The 19,748-nt window shown below is 71.1% G+C and carries 22 protein-coding genes and 1 tRNA gene; 17 read left to right on the top strand and 6 right to left on the bottom strand.

The features are described 5' to 3' along the window. Window positions 1–69 precede the first annotated feature (69 nt). From R4P08_RS07725 to R4P08_RS07705, 5 genes are all read left to right on the top strand, one after another. Entirely contained in the window at window positions 70–753 is a 684-nt protein-coding gene (locus R4P08_RS07725; RefSeq protein ID WP_317813213.1) for a response regulator transcription factor, read from the top strand. Next, a complete protein-coding gene (locus tag R4P08_RS07720) occupies window positions 753–2,144 on the top strand; it encodes a HAMP domain-containing sensor histidine kinase (RefSeq protein WP_317813212.1) in 1,392 nt (463 codons plus the stop codon). The genes R4P08_RS07725 and R4P08_RS07720 overlap by 1 nt, the downstream gene beginning before the upstream one ends. 355 nt (window positions 2,145–2,499) lie before the next feature. Further along, complete coding sequence (locus R4P08_RS07715) at window positions 2,500–3,612, top strand: S1C family serine protease (RefSeq protein ID WP_317813211.1); 1,113 nt, start codon at window positions 2,500–2,502, stop codon at window positions 3,610–3,612. Next, a complete protein-coding gene (locus R4P08_RS07710; RefSeq protein WP_317813210.1) occupies window positions 3,609–4,184 on the top strand; it encodes a molybdenum cofactor biosynthesis protein B in 576 nt (191 codons plus the stop codon). Before R4P08_RS07715 ends, R4P08_RS07710 begins: the two co-directional genes overlap by 4 nt. Further along, the gene (locus R4P08_RS07705; protein WP_317813209.1) at window positions 4,181–4,375 is read left to right on the top strand and encodes a hypothetical protein; all 195 of its coding nucleotides are present in this window, start codon (window positions 4,181–4,183) and stop codon (window positions 4,373–4,375) included. The genes R4P08_RS07710 and R4P08_RS07705 overlap by 4 nt, the downstream gene beginning before the upstream one ends. Window positions 4,376–4,444: 69 nt before the next feature. On the opposite strand, the gene mscL is transcribed toward R4P08_RS07705, so the two are convergent. The 4 genes from mscL to R4P08_RS07685 form a co-directional block, all read right to left on the bottom strand. Next, complete coding sequence (mscL, locus tag R4P08_RS07700) at window positions 4,445–4,873, bottom strand: large conductance mechanosensitive channel protein MscL (RefSeq protein WP_317813519.1); 429 nt, start codon at window positions 4,871–4,873, stop codon at window positions 4,445–4,447. Window positions 4,874–4,995: 122 nt separating this feature from the next. Beyond that, complete coding sequence (locus tag R4P08_RS07695) at window positions 4,996–5,475, bottom strand: hypothetical protein (protein ID WP_317813208.1); 480 nt, start codon at window positions 5,473–5,475, stop codon at window positions 4,996–4,998. Window positions 5,476–5,681: 206 nt separating this feature from the next. Further along, on the bottom strand, window positions 5,682–6,032 hold the full coding sequence (locus R4P08_RS07690) for an FmdB family zinc ribbon protein (RefSeq protein ID WP_317813207.1): 351 nt from the start codon (window positions 6,030–6,032) through the stop codon (window positions 5,682–5,684). 36 nt (window positions 6,033–6,068) lie between these two features. Next, window positions 6,069–6,653, bottom strand: a complete 585-nt coding sequence (locus R4P08_RS07685; protein WP_317813206.1) for a 5-formyltetrahydrofolate cyclo-ligase — start codon at window positions 6,651–6,653, stop codon at window positions 6,069–6,071. 63 nt (window positions 6,654–6,716) lie between these two features. Here R4P08_RS07685 and R4P08_RS07680 point away from each other — a divergent pair, with 63 nt between their 5' ends. The 4 genes from R4P08_RS07680 (at window position 6,717) to glpR (ending at window position 11,100) form a co-directional block, all read left to right on the top strand. Continuing rightward, window positions 6,717–7,616, top strand: a complete 900-nt coding sequence (locus R4P08_RS07680) for a UTP--glucose-1-phosphate uridylyltransferase (protein ID WP_317813205.1) — start codon at window positions 6,717–6,719, stop codon at window positions 7,614–7,616. 173 nt (window positions 7,617–7,789) lie between these two features. Further along, entirely contained in the window at window positions 7,790–9,049 is a 1,260-nt protein-coding gene (gene glp / locus R4P08_RS07675; protein ID WP_317813204.1) for a gephyrin-like molybdotransferase Glp, read from the top strand. A 22-nt stretch (window positions 9,050–9,071) separates the two neighbouring features. Beyond that, complete coding sequence (locus R4P08_RS07670) at window positions 9,072–9,731, top strand: GNAT family protein (protein WP_317813203.1); 660 nt, start codon at window positions 9,072–9,074, stop codon at window positions 9,729–9,731. 121 nt (window positions 9,732–9,852) lie between these two features. After that, window positions 9,853–11,100: a gephyrin-like molybdotransferase receptor GlpR gene (glpR, locus tag R4P08_RS07665; RefSeq protein WP_317813202.1), complete on the top strand. Its 1,248-nt coding sequence runs from the start codon at window positions 9,853–9,855 to the stop codon at window positions 11,098–11,100. Between the two features lie 32 nt (window positions 11,101–11,132). Here glpR and R4P08_RS07660 read toward each other — a convergent pair whose 3' ends face one another. Next, window positions 11,133–12,938 carry an FAD-dependent oxidoreductase gene (locus R4P08_RS07660; protein WP_317813201.1) on the bottom strand — a complete coding sequence of 602 codons (1,806 nt, stop codon included), beginning with the start codon at window positions 12,936–12,938 and terminating at the stop codon, window positions 11,133–11,135. 67 nt (window positions 12,939–13,005) lie between these two features. Between R4P08_RS07660 and R4P08_RS07655 the strand changes: the two genes are divergently transcribed. The 7 genes from R4P08_RS07655 (at window position 13,006) to R4P08_RS07625 (ending at window position 17,214) form a co-directional block, all read left to right on the top strand. Beyond that, window positions 13,006–13,563, top strand: coding sequence for an XRE family transcriptional regulator (locus tag R4P08_RS07655; protein WP_317813200.1), 558 nt, complete (start codon window positions 13,006–13,008; stop codon window positions 13,561–13,563). Between the two features lie 98 nt (window positions 13,564–13,661). After that, a tRNA-Ala gene (locus tag R4P08_RS07650) sits at window positions 13,662–13,737 on the top strand. Between the two features lie 78 nt (window positions 13,738–13,815). Beyond that, window positions 13,816–14,166: a DMT family transporter gene (locus R4P08_RS07645; protein WP_317813199.1), complete on the top strand. Its 351-nt coding sequence runs from the start codon at window positions 13,816–13,818 to the stop codon at window positions 14,164–14,166. After that, window positions 14,166–14,486 carry a DMT family transporter gene (locus R4P08_RS07640; RefSeq protein WP_317813198.1) on the top strand — a complete coding sequence of 107 codons (321 nt, stop codon included), beginning with the start codon at window positions 14,166–14,168 and terminating at the stop codon, window positions 14,484–14,486. Before R4P08_RS07645 ends, R4P08_RS07640 begins: the two co-directional genes overlap by 1 nt. 171 nt (window positions 14,487–14,657) lie before the next feature. Continuing rightward, window positions 14,658–15,869, top strand: coding sequence for an NADH:flavin oxidoreductase (locus R4P08_RS07635; RefSeq protein ID WP_317813197.1), 1,212 nt, complete (start codon window positions 14,658–14,660; stop codon window positions 15,867–15,869). A 77-nt stretch (window positions 15,870–15,946) separates the two neighbouring features. After that, a complete protein-coding gene (locus tag R4P08_RS07630; protein ID WP_317813196.1) occupies window positions 15,947–16,810 on the top strand; it encodes an SDR family oxidoreductase in 864 nt (287 codons plus the stop codon). Next, complete coding sequence (locus R4P08_RS07625) at window positions 16,807–17,214, top strand: DoxX family protein (protein WP_317813195.1); 408 nt, start codon at window positions 16,807–16,809, stop codon at window positions 17,212–17,214. Before R4P08_RS07630 ends, R4P08_RS07625 begins: the two co-directional genes overlap by 4 nt. Window positions 17,215–17,240: 26 nt before the next feature. Here R4P08_RS07625 and R4P08_RS07620 read toward each other — a convergent pair whose 3' ends face one another. Continuing rightward, the gene (locus R4P08_RS07620) at window positions 17,241–18,752 is read right to left on the bottom strand and encodes a dolichyl-phosphate-mannose--protein mannosyltransferase (RefSeq protein ID WP_317813194.1); all 1,512 of its coding nucleotides are present in this window, start codon (window positions 18,750–18,752) and stop codon (window positions 17,241–17,243) included. A gap of 50 nt (window positions 18,753–18,802) precedes the next feature. Here R4P08_RS07620 and rsmI point away from each other — a divergent pair, with 50 nt between their 5' ends. After that, the gene (gene rsmI, locus R4P08_RS07615; RefSeq protein ID WP_317813193.1) at window positions 18,803–19,714 is read left to right on the top strand and encodes a 16S rRNA (cytidine(1402)-2'-O)-methyltransferase; all 912 of its coding nucleotides are present in this window, start codon (window positions 18,803–18,805) and stop codon (window positions 19,712–19,714) included. Window positions 19,715–19,748 lie beyond the last annotated feature (34 nt).

Genomic DNA, 19,748 nt, shown 5'->3' with positions numbered 1-19,748 from the left:
CGGCGTCGGTCCACATCCGGTCCGGCGTTCCTCAGCCCTGGTTCAGGCGGATACGCGAGACTGCTCGTCATGAAGATTCTCGTTGTGGACGACGACCAAGCCGTACGTGAATCGCTGCGCCGCTCCCTGATGTTCAACGGCTACACCGTGGACCTCGCCGGCGACGGCATAGAGGCCGTGGAGCGGCTCGACGCGTCCCGCCCGGACGCGGTGATCCTCGATGTGATGATGCCCCGCCGGGACGGGCTGGAGGTGTGCCGGATCCTCCGCAGCCGAGGGGACGACCTCCCCGTACTCATGCTGACCGCCCGGGACGCGGTGTCCGAGCGGGTGGCGGGGCTCGACGCGGGGGCCGACGACTACCTGCCCAAGCCCTTCGCGCTGGAGGAGTTGCTCGCTCGACTCCGGGCGCTGCTTCGTCGTAGCGGTCCGGAGGCGGAGGACGTCGACGAGGTGTTGGAGTTCGAGGACCTGCGGATGGATCTGGCGACCCGTGAGGTGACCCGGGCCGATCGCCGGATCCAGTTGACCCGCACCGAGTTCTCGCTCCTCGAGTTGCTGATGCACCATCCCCGGCGGGTCCTCACCCGCAGTCACATCCTGGAAGAGGTGTGGGGCTACGACTTCCCGACCTCCGGCAACGCGCTGGAGGTCTACATCGGCTATCTGCGCCGTAAGACGGAAGGGGAGGGTGAGACGAGGCTGATCCACACCGTGCGTGGGGTGGGGTACGTGCTGCGCGAGACGCCGTAGTGCCTGTCCGCTCGGTGGCGCGGGGCTCGGCACCGATCTCCCTGCACCAGCGGGTCACCCTGCTGGCGGCGAGCTCGGTGGGCGTCGCGGTGGCCCTGATGGCCGTCGCAGCGTACTTCGTCGTCTCCGGTTCGATGTACAGCGACGTCAACAACCGGCTCCAGCAGCAGGCGGACCAGTTGGTCAACAGTCAGCTCGCCTCGGAGTTCGCGCTCCAGTCCCGCAGCACGCTCATCACCCTGCGGGCGTTCAACCCGAACCTGGACGCGCAGATCGTCGCGCCGTCGGGTGTCCGGACGGCCACCGGCGAACCCTTCCAGATCGGCGGCCCCGAGATCTCGGTGGTGCGCGGTGAGGCGGAGTCGAGTCTGCGCACGGCCGGTGGCAAGCAGATCTACGCGGTCGGGGTCCGTGACGGGTCGACGCTCATCCTCGCCCAGGACCTGAGCCCCACGAGGGCCGCACTCAATCGTCTGGCGATCGTCCTGACCCTGGTGGGTGCGGCCGGGATCGCGTTGGCCGCGGTCGCCGGGACGGCGGTCGGGCGCACCGGTCTGGCGCCGGTCGCCAGGCTGACGCGGGCGGTCGAGCGCATCGCGCGGACGGACGACCTGCGTCCGATCCCCGTGGCGGGTGACGACGAGATCGCCCGGCTCACCGCCAGTTTCAACCAGATGCTCGTCGCGCTGGGAGAGAGCAGGGAGAGACAATCGCGGCTCGTCGCAGACGCCGGACATGAGCTCAAGACGCCCCTGACCAGCATGCGGACCAATATCGAGTTGCTCATCGCGGCCAGCAGGCCCGGGGCGCCGTCCATCCCGGATTCGGACAGGGCCGCGCTCGAGCTGGACGTGATCGGGCAGATCTCGGAACTCAGCCAGTTGGTCGGGGACCTCGTCGAACTGGCTCGAGAGGACTCCGGGGAGGTCGAGTTGGAGCCGGTAGCGGTCTCCGAGGCGGTGGATCGTGCCCTCGAGCGGGTCCGCCGCCGCCGCCACGATGTGCAGTTCGACGTCCAGTTGATCCCCTGGTACTCGTTCGGCGACTCCGCCGGCATCGAGCGGGCGGTGCTCAACATCTGCGACAACGCCGCCAAGTGGAGTCCCACCGGCGGCACGGTCACCGTCCGCATGCGTCAGGCCTCGGATCAGGTCGTGGAGCTGACGGTCGCTGATCAGGGGCCGGGTATTCCCGAGGCGGACCGGCAGCTGGTCTTCGAGCGGTTCCACCGCTCCCGGGAGGCCCGGTCCATGCCGGGCTCGGGACTGGGCTTGGCGATCGTCCGCCAGGTGGTAACCCGGCACGGGGGGACGGTGGAGATCCACGACGCCGAGGGCGGCGGCACCGAGGTGAGGGTGACCATCCCGGGTAGCGGGATCCCCGCGAACTGAGCCCGCCCGGCCCGCCCGTTTCAGCGGGTACACAGCGAGATTCAGCGGGCACACAGCGAGGGAAGGGAACATGGGCGATATGGAAAACGAGAACGATCGGGGCGCGGGCGCGGCCCGGCCAGGTGACGGATGGTCGTCCGGAGCAGGCGCCGGGCCGAGCGGGTACGGGCACCGGCCCACAGCGCAGAACCCGTATGGCCCCCCGCAGCCCGGATCGCCGCAGCCTGGGCTCTCGCAGCCCGGATCGCCACAGCCCGGATCTCCACAGCCCGGTCAGTTCGGAGCCGGCCAGTACGGGCCGGGTCAGCCGGATCAGGGCTTCGGTGGGCCGGGTCAGCCGACATCGGCGTTCCCGGTGCAGCCCGGCCACGACGACGGGGTTCCGAGCGCGTCCGCACCGCGGAAGTCTGGGCGCGGCCTGCTCGCTGCCGGGCTCGTGGCGGCGATGCTCATCTCGGGTGGACTGGGCGGGTGGATCGGCGCCACCGTTGCCGGCGGGGATGCCGGCTCGCGCCTGTCCTCGCCGATCAGCGCCTCACAACCCGTGGGGAATGCGCCGGATGGCACCGTCGAGGCGGTTGCCGACAAGGTGCTGCCGAGTGTCGTCTCGATCGACATCCGCGCCCAGGCCGGGCGGGGTGAGGGCTCCGGGGTCGTACTCACCCCGGATGGTCTGATCATCACCAACAACCACGTCGTGGCCCTGGCAGTCAACGGCGGGCAGATCCAGGTCCGCTTCGATGACGGCTCCACGGCTCCCGCGACCATCGTCGGAACGGACCCGGCCACGGATATCGCCGTGATCAAGGCGGATACCACCCGGTCCCTCACCCCGATCGCCCTCGGAACCTCGGCGACCCTCGACGAGGGCCAGGCTGTGGCTGCTGTGGGCTCCCCGTTGGGGCTCTCCGGCACCGTGACGACCGGCATCGTGTCGGCGCTCGAGCGGCCGGTGCGTGCGGGCGGTGAGGAGTCGGACCAGAACACGGTCATCGATGCCATCCAGACGGACGCGGCGGTCAACCCCGGCAACTCCGGCGGTGCGCTGGTCAACATGAACGGCGAGCTGGTCGGGATCAACTCGGCCATCGCCTCGCTGGGTTCAGGGAGCACGGGTTCGATCGGTCTGGGTTTCGCGATCCCGGTCGACCAGGCCCGGAGAATCGCTGACCAGTTGATCAAGCAGGGTTTCGCCACCCGTGCAGTTCTCGGGGTCTCGGTGAGCGACTCGCCCGAGAGCGACGGAGCCCTGGTGCGCAGCACCGAGGTTGGGGGCCCCGCCGATCAGGCGGGCCTCAGGGAGGGCGCGATCATCACGAAGGTCGGGGAGCGGGTGATCGAGGGTGGCGACGCACTGGTGGCCGCGATCCGGTCGAGGGCTCCGGGGGACACGATCTCCGTGACCTATGCTGCTCGTGTGGGCGGAGAGCCCACCACTGTCGACGTGGTACTGGGAGAGGCGCGATGAGCACCAGATTCGATCCGAGGTCGCTACCCGGTGGGCGCCGGGTCCAGACCGACGTGGACTTCGATCCTGCGGCCAGCGAGCCCGTGGACACCCCCATCGCCGGCCGGGCGATGGTCGTGGTGGTCACCGACCGACCGGATCCGCGCGAGGACTCGATCGGTCCGTTAGTCACCGAGCTGCTCGAGGAAGAGGGTTTCCTTGTGGGCGGCGTCGTGGGCGTCTCCTCCGATGCCGCCGAGGTCCGCAAGGCCCTCGAGACGGCGGTCGTCGGTGGCTTCGACTTCGTCGTGACGATCGGCGGCACCGGGGTGGGCCCCCGGGACATCACCCCTGAGGTGACCGACGAGATCCTCGACCAGCGGCTGCCCGGCATCGCCGAGGCCATCAGGTCGTCCGGTCTCACCGCGGGGGCGGTCGACTCGATCGTCTCCCGCGGATCCGTCGGGGTGTCCGGCAGCACCGTGGTCGCCAACCTCGCCCCGAGCCGTGCGGCCATCCGTGACGGGATGGCGACGCTGTGCCCGCTGGTGTCGTATGTGGTGGCCCAGCTCTCGGCATTCGAAGAGCTGTGACCGGCGGACCGACCGGAGCCCGGGCCAGCGGCCCGGTCGGCCGTCCGGGTGATCGCCCGACGGACAGCGCGAGGATCGACGAGGTGTTCGGCGAGACCGTGCCGGAGACCACCTCGGATGAGGCCCGCGATCGCGATGGCCGGATCGACGACGACTGGTGGCACGAACAGCGTCCCCCGCACCACGGCTGACCCGACCGCGAGCAACAAGAAACCCCGCACCCTCCCGGAGGGTGCGGGGTCTCGATCCGTCCCGGTGTGTCAGGCGTTGCTGGACGGGCTGTTCGGGTCGGACGGGTGAGTGAGCGGACGCCCGGCCAGGAGGTCGCGGATCTCGACGAGCAGGTCGTTGTCCGAGGCGGGCGCCTCGATGCCCTTGCGCTTGGCGGCGGCCTCCTTCATCTTGTTCATCGGCCCCACCAGGACGAAGTAGATGATGGCGGCGATGAGCAGGAAGTTGATGATCGCGGTCAGGAGCAGACCGAAGTCCATCGTGGTCGCGGGATTGCCCTTCAACAGCTGGACGGCGAAACCGATCTCACTGTCGCCGCCGAGGAGCGCGATGAGCGGGTTGATGATGGCACTGGTGAAGGCGTCGACGATCGACTTGAAGGCCGCGCCGATCACGACGGCGACCGCGAGGTCGATCACGTTGCCCTGCATGATGAATTCCTTGAAGCCCTTGAGCATCGTGTGCACCTCTCGTACTGTGGCGCGGTCCGCCACAGGGGCTACCAGCCGGTTTGGGTCAGAACCGAGACGACGTTACCAGTCCTTCTGACGATTGCATACTGGCTGGAACGCGGCTCTGGTCATCCGTACACGAGGACGGCCAGGGGAGTTCCCGCCGCTGTCGCGGCCAACCGGGCGGCATCGCTCTCGGGGACCTCGACCAGGATCGTGCGGTTCCCGCCTCTCCCCGCCGGGGTGTCCCGGACCCGTGCTGCGCGGGCGACGATCGGCGGTCCGGCGGGGGACGTCGGGTCGGCGGTGCCGACGAGGTCCACCAGGTCGCCGGGCTTGAGGAGTTCTGCGACCGCGGGGTCCGCGAGGGGGATGGGAACCACCCGGAACCGGTGGTGGTCGGGACTGCGGCGCAGGTCGCCCGCGGCGGGCTCCGAGTCGGCGGCGAGGTCAGCGTCGACCGGGGCCCGGCCGGACGACACGACGTCGGGGTCTGTGCGGCCGACGAACGGCGCAGCCACGACCAGCAGGGCGGCGAGGCCGATCCGGGCGATGCGCCGGCGACGCCACCGCCGGGGCGCCGTTGCTGACGCGATGTGCAAGCGCATGAGGGTCCCCCGTCGGTCGACGCACCGCCGATCGGAACACGACCTGCACGCGCGGTGTCGGGGTGACCGTAGCGCCGAGCCGGGCCTGGGGCCGGGCCGCGGGCGGGGGCGCGGCGAGCGCCTGTGGAGTGACCGAGCCTGTGGAGGGACCGCGCCCCTCTGAGGAGCGGAGCCCTGTGACGGGAGGGAGAGGGTGCCGTGTTCCGTTACGACGACGAGGTGGACGACGAACTCGAGGCCGAGCCGGAGCCGGCGGAGCCCGAACTGGACGAACCCGAGCTGGAGGAGCCCGAGCCGGAGCCGGATGAGCCCGACCCGGAGCTGGACGGGCTGGAGTCGGTCTTGGTCGAGCTGCTCGCGACGGTCGACTTCGATCCGGCGTCGCGGCTGTCCGTGCGGTAGAAACCCGAGCCCTTGAACACGACGCCGACCGTGTTGAAGATCTTGCGCAGCCGACCCTCGCACTTCGGGCAGACCGTGAGCGTGTCCTCCTGGAAGGACTGCTGGATGTCAAAGGCGACGTCGCAGTCGCGGCACCGGTACGAGTACGTGGGCATCTGGCCTCCGGAAGAAATCGGATATCGACTGGCACTCTACTCTGACGAGTGCCAGGTGCCGAAGTCGAGAAACTCGTATGGGGTGATCACCCCGTGTACGGGCTGGTCGTGGGGCTCGGCTGGGACGTGATCGAGCACGTCCTCGGGGTCCAGGACCGCCAGGAGTCTGGTTCCCGGCCGGGCCAGCGCCAGCGACCGGTCGTAATACCCGCCCCCGCGACCGAGCCGGTTGCCGGAGCGGTCCACGGCCACGGAGGGGACCAGGACGAGGTCGGCGTCGGCGATCCGCTCCGGACCCGCCGGGGCCGCAGACGGGACGCGGATGCCGAACCGGCCCGGTCGCAGATCCGCCGGCCCGGCGTACGCCGCCCAGCCGAGCGGCCCCACGGCGGGGGAGACCGGCAGGAGCACCTGCGCCCCCGCCAGTGCGAGCGCTTCGGGCAGTTCTGATCCGCCGGCCTCGTCGTCGTCGGGAACGAACGCGCAGACCACCATCCCCCCCGTCACCAGGGAGGCGAGTCTCTCGCGGAGCGCCCGATCCCGCTCGGCACGCTCCGATCCCGGGACCGCGGCGCGACGCGTCCGTACCGCGCGGCGCACCGAGGGCTTGTCGAGTTGCATCACACCAGTGTGCCGTCCGCGGTCCCGCGCCTGATCGGACAGCCCGCCGTCTAAGGTGGGCGCATGACGTCCACCGCCTCGCCAGAAGCGCAGTTCCGGACCGCGATCGTCCCGGCCGCCGGCCTCGGGACCCGGTTCCTGCCCGCCACCAAGACGGTGCCCAAGGAGTTGCTCCCCGTCGTGGACACCCCGGGCATCGAGCTCATCGCCGAGGAGGCGACGTTGGCGGGTGCGGGGCGGCTCGCGATAGTCACCTCCGAGCGCAAGGTCGGCGTGATGGCGCACTTCGCCGACGACCAGACCCTGGAGGACACGCTGGAGGACCGCGGCAAGGACGTCCTGCTGCACAAGGTCCGCCGCGCACCCGGCCTGATCGAGGTGGTGGACGTGCGCCAGGACGAGCCGCTGGGTCTGGGGCACGCCGTGGCGCAGGTCGAGTCGGTGCTGGGGCCGGATGAGCAGGCCGTGGCCGTGCTCCTGCCGGACGACCTGGTCCTGCCGTTCGGGATCCTGGATCAGATGTCCGCGGTCCGCGCGGCCCGGGGCGGCAGCGTGCTGTGCGCGTTCGAGGTGAAGCCGGAGGACGTGTCCTCGTACGGCGTCTTCGAGGTTGAGGACACCGAGGACCCCGCCGTCAAGAAGGTGCTCGGCATGGTCGAGAAGCCCGAGGCCGAGGACGCGCCGTCCAACCTCGCCGCGGCGGGCAGGTACGTGCTCGACCGCGCCATTTTTGACGCCCTCCGGCGGATCGAACCGGGCGCCGGCGGCGAGCTGCAGCTCACCGACGCGATCGACCTGCTCATCAACGAGGGGCACCCGGTCCACGTGGTGGTCCACGACGGCACGCGCCACGACCTGGGTAACCCCGGCGGGTACATCAAGGCGTGCGTGGACTTCGCGCTCGGCAACCCGGCCTACGCGGACGAGTTGCGCGAGTGGCTCCAGGGCCGGATCGGTTCCTGAGACCGGGCCCGGAGCAGAGGGTTCTCGCGGTGACACCCGGGACTCACGGCGGCGCCGCGCCGGGATAAGGGCGTCCGGCCGCTACCCTCTCCACAGGGACCCGGTGGCCGGTCCGTCCGCTTCGCCCGGACGGGACCGCCCGGGCAGCGATCCGTACGGGAAGGGGACACCTGGTGCGCTCCGTCGAGGAACAGCTCGCACTGGTGACCGCGTCCGCGGTCGCCCCGCGCCCGGTGCGCGTGTCGATCTCGGAGGCCCAGGGCCTGCTGTGCGCCGAGGAGGTCGTGGCCGAGCGCCCGTTGCCCTCGTTCGACCAGGCCGCCATCGACGGCTATGCCGTGCGCAGCGTCGACGTCCGGGTGGGCACCTCCCTGGGCGAGGCCGCGGACCCACCCGCCGCGCCGGTGACCCTCCCCGTGGTCGGCAAGATCACCGCGGGCTCCCGCCAGCCCACTCGTCTCCAACCCGGTCAGAGCGTCCGCGTGGACACGGGCGCGCCACTGCCGACTCTCGCCGACGCGGTCCTGCCGGTCGGCTGGGCCACCACCGAGGGCCAGCGCATCACCCCCACCCGTCCCGTCCGCAGCGGCGAGTACGTCCGCCGCGTGGGCGACGACGTGCAGCCCGGCGACGTGGCAGTCCGCGCGGGCAGCATCATCGGCCCGGCGCAGGTGGGCCTGCTCGCCTCGGTGGGTCGGGCCAAGGTCCTCGTGCACCCCAAGCCGCGCATGTCCGTGATCTCGGTGGGCGACGAGTTGCTGGATGTGGACGGTCAGCCCGGCACCGGCCAGGTCTACGACGTCAACTCCTACGCACTCACCGCGGCCGGCCGCGATGCCGGCGCCGACGTCCACCGGGTGGGCATCGCCAGCACCGAACCGTCGCGGCTGCGCGAGGTGCTCGAAGGGCAGCTGGTGCGCAGCGAGCTCGTGGTGGTCTCCGGCGCGGCCGGCGGCGAGGCCACCACGCGGATCCGCCAGGTGATGGAGGAGCTCGGCCAGATCGAGGTCAACCGGGTGGCCATGCACCCCGGTTCGGTCCAGGGCTTCGGGCGGCTGGGCCGCGACGAGGTGCCCACCTTCCTGCTGCCCTCCAATCCGGTCAGTGCCCTGGTGGTCTTCGAGATCATGGTCCGCCCCCTGATCCGCATCGCGCTGGGCAAGCGCCAACCCATGCGGCGGACCGTCCGCGCCCGCACCGTCGCCCCCATCTCCTCCGTGGAGGGCCGGCGCGGTTACCTGCGCGGACAGCTCATGCGCGACACCGATACCGGCGAGTACCTCGTGCGGGCCCTGGGCGGGGCGCAGGGATCCTCCACCCACCTGCTCGCGTCTCTCGCGGAGGCGAACTGCCTTGTCGTGGTGGACCCCGACGTCACCGCCGTCCGGGCGGGGGGCGAGGTGGACGTGATGTTCCTCGCCCAGCGCGGTTGAGTCTGTCAACGGGCTGACCCGGATGTGGAACGCACTCACGGCCGACGCCGTGGCCCGCCCGGGGTGGCCGCTGGAGGTGGGACCCCTCCGCGTCCGCGCCGGTGTGGTGACGTTGCGCCCGGTCCGGCGACGGGACGGCCGGGACTGGTCCGCCCTGAGGCTCGCCGAGCGGGACTACCTGGAACCGTGGGAACCGACCGTCGACGGCGAGTGGCGGGACAACAACGCCGTGCACGCCTGGCCGGGGATCCATGCGCAGCTCAAGCGCTACGCCCGGGTCGGCGCCTCGCTCCCGGCGGCCATCGAGCTGGACGGCCGCTACTGCGGGCAGCTCACCGTGGGCGGGATCGTCCGCGGCGCGCTGCACTCGGGGTGGATCGGCTACTGGGTGGGCCGCCGCTATGTGGGCGGCGGGGTGGCCACGGCCGCGCTCGCGTTGGGGCTCGACCACGCGATGGGTCCCGGGGCGCTGCACCGCGTCGACGCGACCGTGCGGCCGGAGAACACGGCCAGCCGGGTGGTACTCGAGCGGTGCGGTTTCCGGGAGGAGGGGCTCCTGCGCCGCTATCTCCACGTGGACGGCGCGTGGCGCGACCACCTGCTGGTCGCACGCACCCGCGAGGAGCACGGCCGGGGGGCCGTCGCGGGTCTCGTGGACGCGGGTTTCGCGCAGCGCGTCTGAGGATGACGGTGAGCATCGTGAGCAGCGGCGCGCCGCCACGAGGTGGGGACCGGCCGCCGTTACGGTTGGGACCTCACCTCGACGTCCCGTGTCGGGGTAGACGCTCGAGGAGGCCTGATCGATGTCCAGCTCACTGCTGATCATCCTGCTGGTGGTGGTCTGGCTGTTCGTCCTCGCGCCGATGCTTATCCGTTCGCGCAATCCCATCCGGCGAACGGGCGACGCCCTCGCCCAGACCCGCACCCTGTACTCCGGTGGGTCCGGTCGCCTGGTGCCCAGCCGCGGGCGCGCGGCCGTGGACCCGGTCAGGGTCGAATCCGACGACTCGCTCTTCGGTCTGCCCTCCGGTGCCGGAGCCACCGACGCCGAACTGCTCGACACGGACACCTGGGAGCACCTGCTCGAGCAGACGCTGCGCCGCGAGTCCGCCGGCAAGCGCGGCGAGGCCGTCCGTCGGGCCATGGAGGAGCGCCGGGACGCCGCCTTCGCAAGCACCACCGGGAACGGCTCGGCCTCCGGCAGGGACCTGCCCGCAGACGGTGTCACCCCGGAGGAGATCACCACCGAGATCCCCGCGGTCGTGGTGGCGGCCGGCGTCGGACAGGTGGACGCCGGAGCAGGGGAAGCCGGAGCGGTGGAAGCCGGACAGGCGGAGGAGAACCGCCGGCCGGAGGTGGTCGACGGCGAGTTGGTCGAGCGCACAGCGGATCGGTTCTCCGCGCGGGACGAGCACGCCGAGGACGCGGCGGGCATCGACGCGGAGGCCGTGCACGTGCACCGCGGCCGCCGCCGTCCGGCGGAGCCCGAGGTCGAACTCACGGACGCCGACCTGGACTTTGCCGAGCGTCGGCGCGGGCGCGGGGCGTACGACCCGATGGCCGACCGCGAGGCCGCCGAGCAGCGGGCCCACGCCCGTCAGCGGACTGCTCTCATCCTGGTCGGACTGTCGGTCGTCGCGGTGATCGCCGCGCTGCTGACGGTCCCGGCCGTCTGGTGGTTCGCCGGCGGCGCCGTACTCCTGCTCGCCTCCTATCTCACCTACCTGCGCCGCCAGGTGCGGCTCGAGGACAGCCTGCGCCGCCGTCGCGTGGAGCGGATGCGTCGTGCCCGGCTGGGTGTGGAATCACGGGAGGACGACGAGCTCTCCGTGGTGCCGCCCCGCCTGCGGCGGCCCGGTGCGGTGGTGTTGGAGGTCGACGACGAGGATCCCGCCTTTGACATGCTCGACACCTTCGAGCACGACCGGAGCACCGACCCGGGGCGCAACAACCAGCGCAACGACCAGCGCCCCGGCCGCCACGACCAGCGCGCTGCCAACCAGGATCGTCGCACCGCTCACCGCGAGCCGCTCCGCCGGGCCGTGGGCTGACCGCTCGCCCCGCGGTCAGCCCCCTCGGGTGATCAGGACCGTCGTCGGTACAGGATGACGCCATCCTTGAGCGTGGCGGTCTGGATCCCGTCGGGGCCGACCGCCTCACGGGGGCGGACCTCGGCGAGCTCGAGCTCCCACACCCCCGGATCCAGTGCGAGCTCTCCGATCTCCTCGGTCGGGGTGGGCAGCTTTGGGTGGGCCTTGTGCCTGCCGTGTGCCGAGGGCCTGCCGTGTCCCGAGTGCTCACCGTCCTGACCGTGCTGACCGTGCCCTGAGTGGTCTTCGCCGCGGGGTTGTGAGGCCCACGGCGGGATGTCGGCCTCCGACTCGAAGACGTGGGAGACCAGCAGCAGGTGACCGCCGGGCCGGACGGACTCCGCGGCACGTCGCAGGATCTCCGTGCGGGGCAGGTCGACGGCGGAGTGGAAGAAGCTGGCCGTGACGAGGTCGAACCGCTCACCGGTCGTCCACGTGGTCAGGTCATGGGCGATCCAGTCGATCCGGTCGGCCACGCCGCGAACGGACGCCGCGTGGGCGCCCCGGGAGACCGCGGTGGGGGACAGGTCGACGGCGGTCACCCGCCAGCCCTGTTCGGCCAGCCACACCGCGTCGCCGCCCTCACCGCAGCCCAGCTCGAGGGCGGCGCCGACCGGGAGGGTGGAGACCACCGCGGCCGTGGTGGCGTTGACGGTGCCCGACCAGCGGGGCCCGTCCGCGGCGTATTCGCCTTCCCAGTACTCGGCGGGTGCTGCGGGTGGGTCCTGGGCGGGTGCCGGGTCGGCCGTCCGGGAGCCGGCGGACTGGGCGGCGAGGGCGCGGTCGAAGTCCTCGTTGACCAGCGCCATGTTGACCATCCCGCCGGCCATCGAGCCTGCGGCCATGGACACGGGCACGGTGGCTCCCGGGTTGGTGACGTTGCCGGCTGCCCAGATGCGCGGATGGGTCGTCGCGCCGAACTGGTCGACGGCGAGCGCCGTACCCATCGGGGTGGTGGTCCGCTCGAGGTCCAGGCCGTCGAGGAACTGATCGTGGGGTCGCGCCGTGGGTGCGGCGAAGATCGCGTCGAGTGCGATCTCCCGCCCGTCCGCGAGGCGGACGCCGCTCAGACGGCCGCTCTCGGACAGGATGCGGGCGACGGGGGTCTGCTCGATCGCGACGTCGCGCGCGCGGAGCCGGGAGACGACCTCGGCATCGAGACCGGAATCGGGGGCGGCATCGAGCCCGGCGTGGGTACCCGCGTCGAGCCCGGCGGGGGACTCGGCACCGGATCCCCCGATGCCGGCGGTGAGGAACACCAGGTCGTCGGTCCACTGTCGCACCAGCTGCGCCTGGTGCGCGGACATCGCCGACGTGCCGAGCACCGCGATCCGGCTGCCGCGCACCTCCCAGCCGTGGCAGTAGGGGCAGTGGAGCACGCTCGTGCCCCAGAACTCGCGCAACCCGGGGATCTGCGGGAGTTCGTCCGTCTGCCCGGAGGCGACGACCAGGGCGCGTGCGGTCGCGCGCGCGGAGTCGGTGAACTCGACCGTCAGGCCGCCGGCCTCGTCGTCGTCGACCCTGCCGTCGTCGACCCGCGTCACCGACCCCGTCCGCACGGTCACGCCGTACTGCCGCACCTCCTCGCGGCCCCGCCGGAGCAGCTCGATCGGATCCACGCCCTCGTGGCCGAGCACGCCGTGCATGTGCGCGGCGAAGCGGTTGCGCGGCTCGCCCGCGTCCACCACGAGCACGCGGCGGCGCGCCCTGCCCAGCATCAGCGCCGCCGACAGTCCTGCGGCTCCGCCGCCGACCACGATGACGTCCCAGTGTTCTTGTGTCTCCTGTTTCGTGTCCATGGGAGCAGTCCACGCCCCGTATGCTTAAACTGCAAGTCGGTTTGCACTATTGGCAAGGAGGCGGGCGATGACGGCGGAGCTGAAGCAGGTCGGTATGCGCTTGCGGGCATACCGCCACGGCAAGGGGTGGACGCTGGACGAGCTGGCCGAGCGGGCGGCCATGTCGGCGAGCACCCTCTCGCGGCTCGAGTCGGGGAAGCGCCAGGCCAGTCTCGAGCTGCTGATCCCGCTGACCCGCCAGCTGGGGATCAGCCTCGACGACCTGGTGGCGCCGGCGACCGTCGACCCCAGGGTCCGGCGGCCGGTGATCCACCGGGAGGGCATGGTGATCGCACCCCTCGCGCCGGAGGGGTCGTCGATCGGCACCTACAAGATCACCTACCCGCCGGCGAGTGCGGCGCCGGAGCCCCGCGTCCACGACGGCTACGAATGGCTCTACGTGCTCTCCGGGAAACTGCGTCTGGTCCTGGGGCAGCAGGAGCTGATCCTGACCCGCGGTGAGGCGGCCGAGTTCGACACCCGGGTGCCGCACAGTCTCTCGGCCGCCGGAGCCCGGCCCGCGCAGGTGATCAGCATCTTCAACGACGACGGGGTGCGGATGCACACGCACACCGCGGGTCCGTGAGGTGCCCGGGGCGCCCGGTTTGGTCTGCCGCCGGAGCGTGCTGGTAAGGTATCCCACGCTGCTCGAGAGGGTGGCGCCGTCGCCCGCGAGGGCGCCGGGGGGCTATAGCGCAGTTGGTAGCGCGTCTCGTTCGCATCGAGAAGGTCAGGGGTTCGATTCCCCTTAGCTCCACCAGAAGATGTCCCGGACCGACGATTCACTGGTCCGGGACATCTGCCATTTGCCGGGGGAATCCGACCGAAGGGAACCGATGTGGGCGGCAGGTGGCTGTTCCTCGCCGCGGCTATCGCCCTCGAGGTGATGGGTTCGCTCTCCCTGAAGGGCGCGTTGGAGGCGCCGGCGCTCTACGCCGTCGTGGCCGTGGGGTACCTGGGGGCGTTTGTCTTCCTCGACCGGACCCTGCGGGCGGGCGTGCCGCTCGGGGTGGCGTACGGCATCTGGGGAGCCGCCGGCGTCGCGCTCACCGCCGGTCTGTCCTCCGCGATCTTCGGGGAGCCCCTGACCCCGCTGATGGCTGCCGGCATCGCGGTGATCATCGCCGGGGTGCTGTGCGTCGAACTGGGATCCCAACGCGCTCGCGCGACTGCTGCAGGTGCCTCCTGATGGCCTGGGCCTACCTCGTCGTCGCCATCGGCTGTGAACTCGCGGCGACCCTCTCCCTCCGTATGGCCGTCGACAACGCGCGGTGGTACGGCGTCGTGGTCCCCGGGTACCTGGTGTCCTTCGTCTTCCTCTCCCTCACGCTGGCGGCAGGGATGCCGCTGGGCGTGGCCTACGGCGTCTGGACGGCGGCCGGGGTCGCGCTGGCGGCCGTCCTGAGCCGGGTGCTCTTCCGCGAGCCGCTCACACTCCTCATGGGCGCCGGGATCGTGCTGATCGCCGGCGGGGTGCTGCTGGTCGAACTCGGCGCGGGGGCGGGCTGAGGGGTTAGGGCTGAGGGGTTAGGCGCGCCTATGCCCCGCAGGTCGGCGGGGTGGCCGGCGGGGTGGTCGGCAGGGTGGCGGTGTGCGCGGACGGTTGGCGACGTGCACTGAGTGCATAAGCGCTGGCCAAAGTGCGTGACGAGCGGTGTGGAACACGTTATAGTTTTGCGTATGACCCTTGCGCCCGGTACGCCCAGCCCCGATGTGTTCAGCCCCGGAAAGATCGGGAACGTGACGCTGCGGAACCGCATCGTCAAGGCCGCCACGTTCGAGGGCCGCACGCCCAAGGGACGGATCACCCAGGAGCTCATCGACTTCCACACCGAGTACGCGCGCGGCGGCGTGGGGATGTCCACCGTGGCCTACCTCGCGACCTCCCCCGAGGGGCGCACCGACAAGCACTGCTACCACTGGGGCATGGACGACGGCGGCATGCTGCGCAAGCTCACCGACGCGGTCCACGCGGAGGGGGCGGCGGTGTCGGCCCAGATCGGCCACGCGGGAGCGGTGGCCAACGCCACCTCGACCGGGCTGCGGCCCCTCGGGCCGTCGCGGATCGCCGCTCCCGCCGGGCTGTCCGTCACCAAGGCCTGCACCGAGGCGGATATCGACCGGGTCGTCGAGGATCACGTCAAGGCCGCCCGTGGCGCGGCCGAGGCCGGGTTCGACGCCATCGAGGTGCACTTCGGGCACAACTACCTGGTCAGTGAGTTCCTCAGTCCCAAGCTCAACAGGCGCAAGGACTCCTACGGTGGGTCCCTCGAGAACCGCGCGCGCCTCGCCCGCCGCATCGGCCGCGCCATCCGCGACGCGATGGGCGACCGCATCGCCGTGACGATCAAGCTCAACATGGACGACGGCGTGCCCGGCGGTTTCTGGATCGAGGAGGCCGTCCAGGTGGCCAAGTGGCTAGAGCAGGACGGCTCCGCCGACGCGCTGGTCATGACCGTCGGTAGCTCGCTGCTCAACCCCATCTACCTGTTCAAGGGGGAGGCGCCGCTCGCCGAGTTCGCCGCCACGCAACCGCCGGTGATCCAGATGGGGATGAAGGTCGTGGGGCCGAGGATGTTCAAGTCCTACCCCTACACCGATGCGTACATGCTCGACGACGCCCGGCAGATCCGCGACGCCGTCAGCCTGCCCATGATGCTGCTCGGCGGGATCGTCGACCGGCCCTCGATCGACAAGGCGATGGACTCCGGCTTCGAGTTCGTGGCCATGGCCCGCGGTCTGCTGCGCGAGCCCGATCTGCCGCTCAAGATGCAGGCCGACGAGCGGCGCCGGTCGCTGTGCGTGCACTGCAACCGGTGCATGGCGACCATCTACCAGGGCAGCCGCTGCGTGCTGCGCGAGCACGTCCCGGCGGTGCCCGCGCGCGGCTGATCCGGGGCGCACCCGCTGCCCGCTACGGTAGGACGTCAAGCGGCCCGCTCACGTCGACCCGGGCGGAAGGGAATTACATGTCGAGGCGTCGGATCACCGACTTCCGGGGGAAGACCTGCGTGGTCACCGGCGCGGCCAGTGGGATCGGCCGGTCGGTGGCTGTGCAACTGGCGGGCGAGGGCGCGCGGCTGGTGCTGACGGACCGGGACGCCGCCGGTCTGGAGTCGGCCGCGCAGGTGTGCCGGGACTCCGGGGCCGCTGTGCTGCTCACCGAGGTTCTCGACGTCACCGAGCACGAGGCGGTCATGGCGTTCGGTGAGAGCGTGGTGGCCGCGCACGGCGCACCGGATGCGATCTTCCACGTCGCCGGCAACTCCGCGTGGGGCAGGCCCGACCTGCTCGAGCACCGCGTATGGCGGTCCATGGTAGAGGTCAACCTCATGGGCACCATCCACATGGTCGAGGCGTTCATCCCGGCGATGATGGCGGCCAGGCGGCCCGCCGCGGTCGTCATGGTCTCGTCCGCCGCCGGCCTCCTCGGGCTGCCCTGGCACGCCGCCTACAGCGCGGCCAAGTTCGGCATCCGCGGGATCGCCGAGGTACTGCGCTTCGACCTGGCCCCGTACAACATCGGCGTGCACCTGGTGTGCCCCGGTGGCGTGGACACCCCGCTGGTGGAGACGGTCGAGATCGCCGGCGTGGACCGCTCCGACCCCGAGGTCGCCAAGACCGTGGACCAGTTCCGCCGGCACGCCGTCACCCCCGAGGTCGCGGCGGCGAAGACCCTGGAGGGCGTGCGCAAGGGCCGGTACATCGTCTACACCTCGCCGGACATCCGGCTGGCGTTCGCCGCCCAGAAATTCGCCCCACCGCTGTACAACGTCGCGATGAAGGCCCTCGGCCGTCGCATCTCCAAGGCCGGCGAAGGCGTCCTCCCGTGAAGGGGCGAGACACCCTGTCCGACGCCGCGATCCTCCTGGCCCGCGTCGGGCTCGGGGCCGTCTTCGTGGCCCACGGGTGGCAGAAGTTCTTCATCCTGGGATTGAACCGGGTGGGGGAGCAGTTCGCGACTTACGGGATCCCCCAGCCAGACGTCACGGCCGCGATCGTGGCCGGGGTCGAGTTGGTCGCCGGGATCGCACTCATCGCGGGCATCCTCACGCCGCTGGCTGGGATCCTGCTGGGCGTGGACATGGCGGGAGCCTTTTACTTCGTCCACGCCACGCACGGACCCTTCATCACCCAGAACGGCTGGGAACTCGTGGTGGCGCTGGGGGTGGGTGCGCTGCTCGTCGCGGCGGTCGGGGCCGGGCGGTTCAGTGTGGACAGGGCGTTGGGCGGGTGAGACGCGCGCTCAGCGGGTAAGACGGCTCAGCGCCAGGAGGGCAGCCAGAGCTGCTGGTTCCACTGCGCCTGCGTGATGGGGATCCCCGAGATGATCGGCAGCATGTAGACGAAGTTCGCCACGACCAGCGCCAGGTAGAGGCAGACGATCCCCAGGCCGATCGTCCGGCGCTGCGGGGAATCGGTGGATCTGCCGGCGATCTCACCCAGCACCAGCGCGACCATCATGACGAAGAACGGCACCATGACCGAGGCGTAGAAGAAGTACATCTGTCGGTCGAACTGGAAGAACCACGGCAGGTACCCGGCCATGTATCCGACGAGCGGGAACGCGTAGCGGCCGTCGCGGCAGATCACCGCGCGGAAAAACGCCCAGGCCAGCACGGGGACCGCGAGCCACCAGATGGCGGGCGTGCCCAGGAGCATGATGGCGCGGACGCACGAGTCCTCCCCGCAACCGGCCACGTCCTGGCCCTGCTCGACGTAATAGAGCATGGGCCGCAGGCTCATCGGCCAGGCCCACGGCTTGGACTCCCACGGGTGCCGGTTGCCCGCCGAGGTGGTCAGGGAGGAGTGGAAATCGAGGACAGACGACTGGTAGTAGAGCCACGATTGCAGGGAATCGGGCAGCCAGTTGTCCTGGACCTTCGAGCCCACCACGTGCCGGTACACCGAGTTCTCGTTCGCGAACCACGGCAGCCACGTGAACATGTGGAGCAGGACGGGCCAGACGACCAGCGTGAGGAAGGCGGGGACCGCGTCCCGCAGCAGGGCACCCGCCAACGGACGGCGGACGCCGTAGCGGCGGCGCAGCGCCCAGTCCCAGGCCACGGTCATGAGGCCGAAGAAGGCGATGAAGTACAGGCCGGACCACTTGACGCCCAGGGCCATGCCCAGCATGACGCCGGCGGCGAACCGCCACCAGCGGAAGCCCAGTCGCGGACCGAAGTCCGAGAGGTGGACACGGCCGGCGAGCGCCGCCCTGTGCATGCGTCCGCGCATCCGGTCCCGGTCCACCAGCAGTGCGCCGGCGGCGGCGGTGACAAACAGGACCTGGTAGATGTCCAGCATCCCGATGCGGGACGTGACAAAGGAGACACCGTCCAGGCACAGCAGCAGCCCGGCGATGAAGCCGAGCTGGGTGGACCGGGTCAGCCGCCGGGTGATCCGCATGACCATGAGCACCACGAGGACGCCGCCGAGCGCGGCGGTGAACCGCCAACCCAGGGGCGTGTACCCGAAGAGCAGTCCGCCCAGGGACTCGATCTGCTTGGCCACCGGGGGGTGGACCACCAGGCCGTAGGCCGGGTTCTCCTCGATCCCGAGTTGGGCGATGTTGAACGACTGGGGCGCGTAGTGCTTCTCGTCGAAGATCGGGGTGCCCTTGTCCGTCGCCGAGGTCAGGCCCCAGAAACGGGATACCAGGGCCAGGACGAGGATCACGCCGGTGACGATCCAGTCCCGTACGGAGTCGACGGGCCCGGTATCGGGATCCGGTAGCGGGCGGCCCGGGGATCGCACGCCGACGGTCGATGTCACAGGGCGAGCATAGTGGGGCTTCCTCGGCGACCGGGGATAAGGTGGGGCGTATGACGTCCGGACGGGTCGTGTTGGCGGCCACCCCCATCGGAAATCCGGGCGACTCCTCCGGCCGCCTCCGCGACCTCCTGGCCACCGCTGATGTGGTGGCCGCGGAGGACACCCGGCGGTTGCGGACCCTGACCGCCGCGCTGGGGGTCACGATCCCCGGCCGGGTCCTGAGCTTCTACGAGCACAACGAGGCCGGACGCGTCCCGCAGTTGCTGGACTGCGTCCGGGCCGGTGATGTGGTGGCGGTGGTGACCGACGCCGGGATGCCCGCGGTATCGGACCCCGGGTATTCGCTGGTGGTCGCCTGCATCGAGGCGGGCCTGCCGGTGACCTGCCTTCCCGGCCCATCGGCGGTGACCACGGCGTTGGTGCTCAGCGGGCTGCCCGTGGACCGGTTCTGTTTTGACGGGTTCCCGCCGCGCCGCGCCGGCCGCCGCCGGACCTGGCTGGCCCGGCTGGCCGCTGAGGAGCGCACGTGCGTCTTCTTCGAGTCGCCGCACCGGCTCGCCGACACGCTGGCCGAGGCCGCCGAGGTACTGGGCGCCGACCGGCGCGCGGCGGTGTGCCGCGAGCTCACCAAGACCTACGAGGAGGTCCTGCGGGGCACGCTCGGTGAACTGGCCGAGCGGACCGCGGACGGGGTGCGGGGGGAGATCGTGGTGGTGATCGCGGGCGTGGACGCCGTCGGTTCCACCGCGACGCTCGAGGACCTGGTCGAGATCGTCGAGGAGCGGGTCGAGGCGGGGGAGCGGCTCAAGGACGCGTGCGCGGCGGTCGCGGAGGCGTCGCCCGTGACCAAGCGGGACCTGTACCAGGCGGTGGTGGACGCACGAGAAGCGGACGACCAGGTCGATGAACCCGGTGAGGAACACGACGACGACGACGACGACCCGGCGGACCCCTCCAGCTGACGCGGGACGCACTCAGAGCCAGGGCGCCGGACCG

The organism is Rhodococcus sp. IEGM 1408, from assembly GCF_033142235.1.
Classification (GTDB): domain Bacteria; phylum Actinomycetota; class Actinomycetes; order Mycobacteriales; family Mycobacteriaceae; genus Dietzia.
Note: the sequence above shows the minus strand (reverse complement) of the source record. Positions and strands in the feature narration are given on the sequence as shown.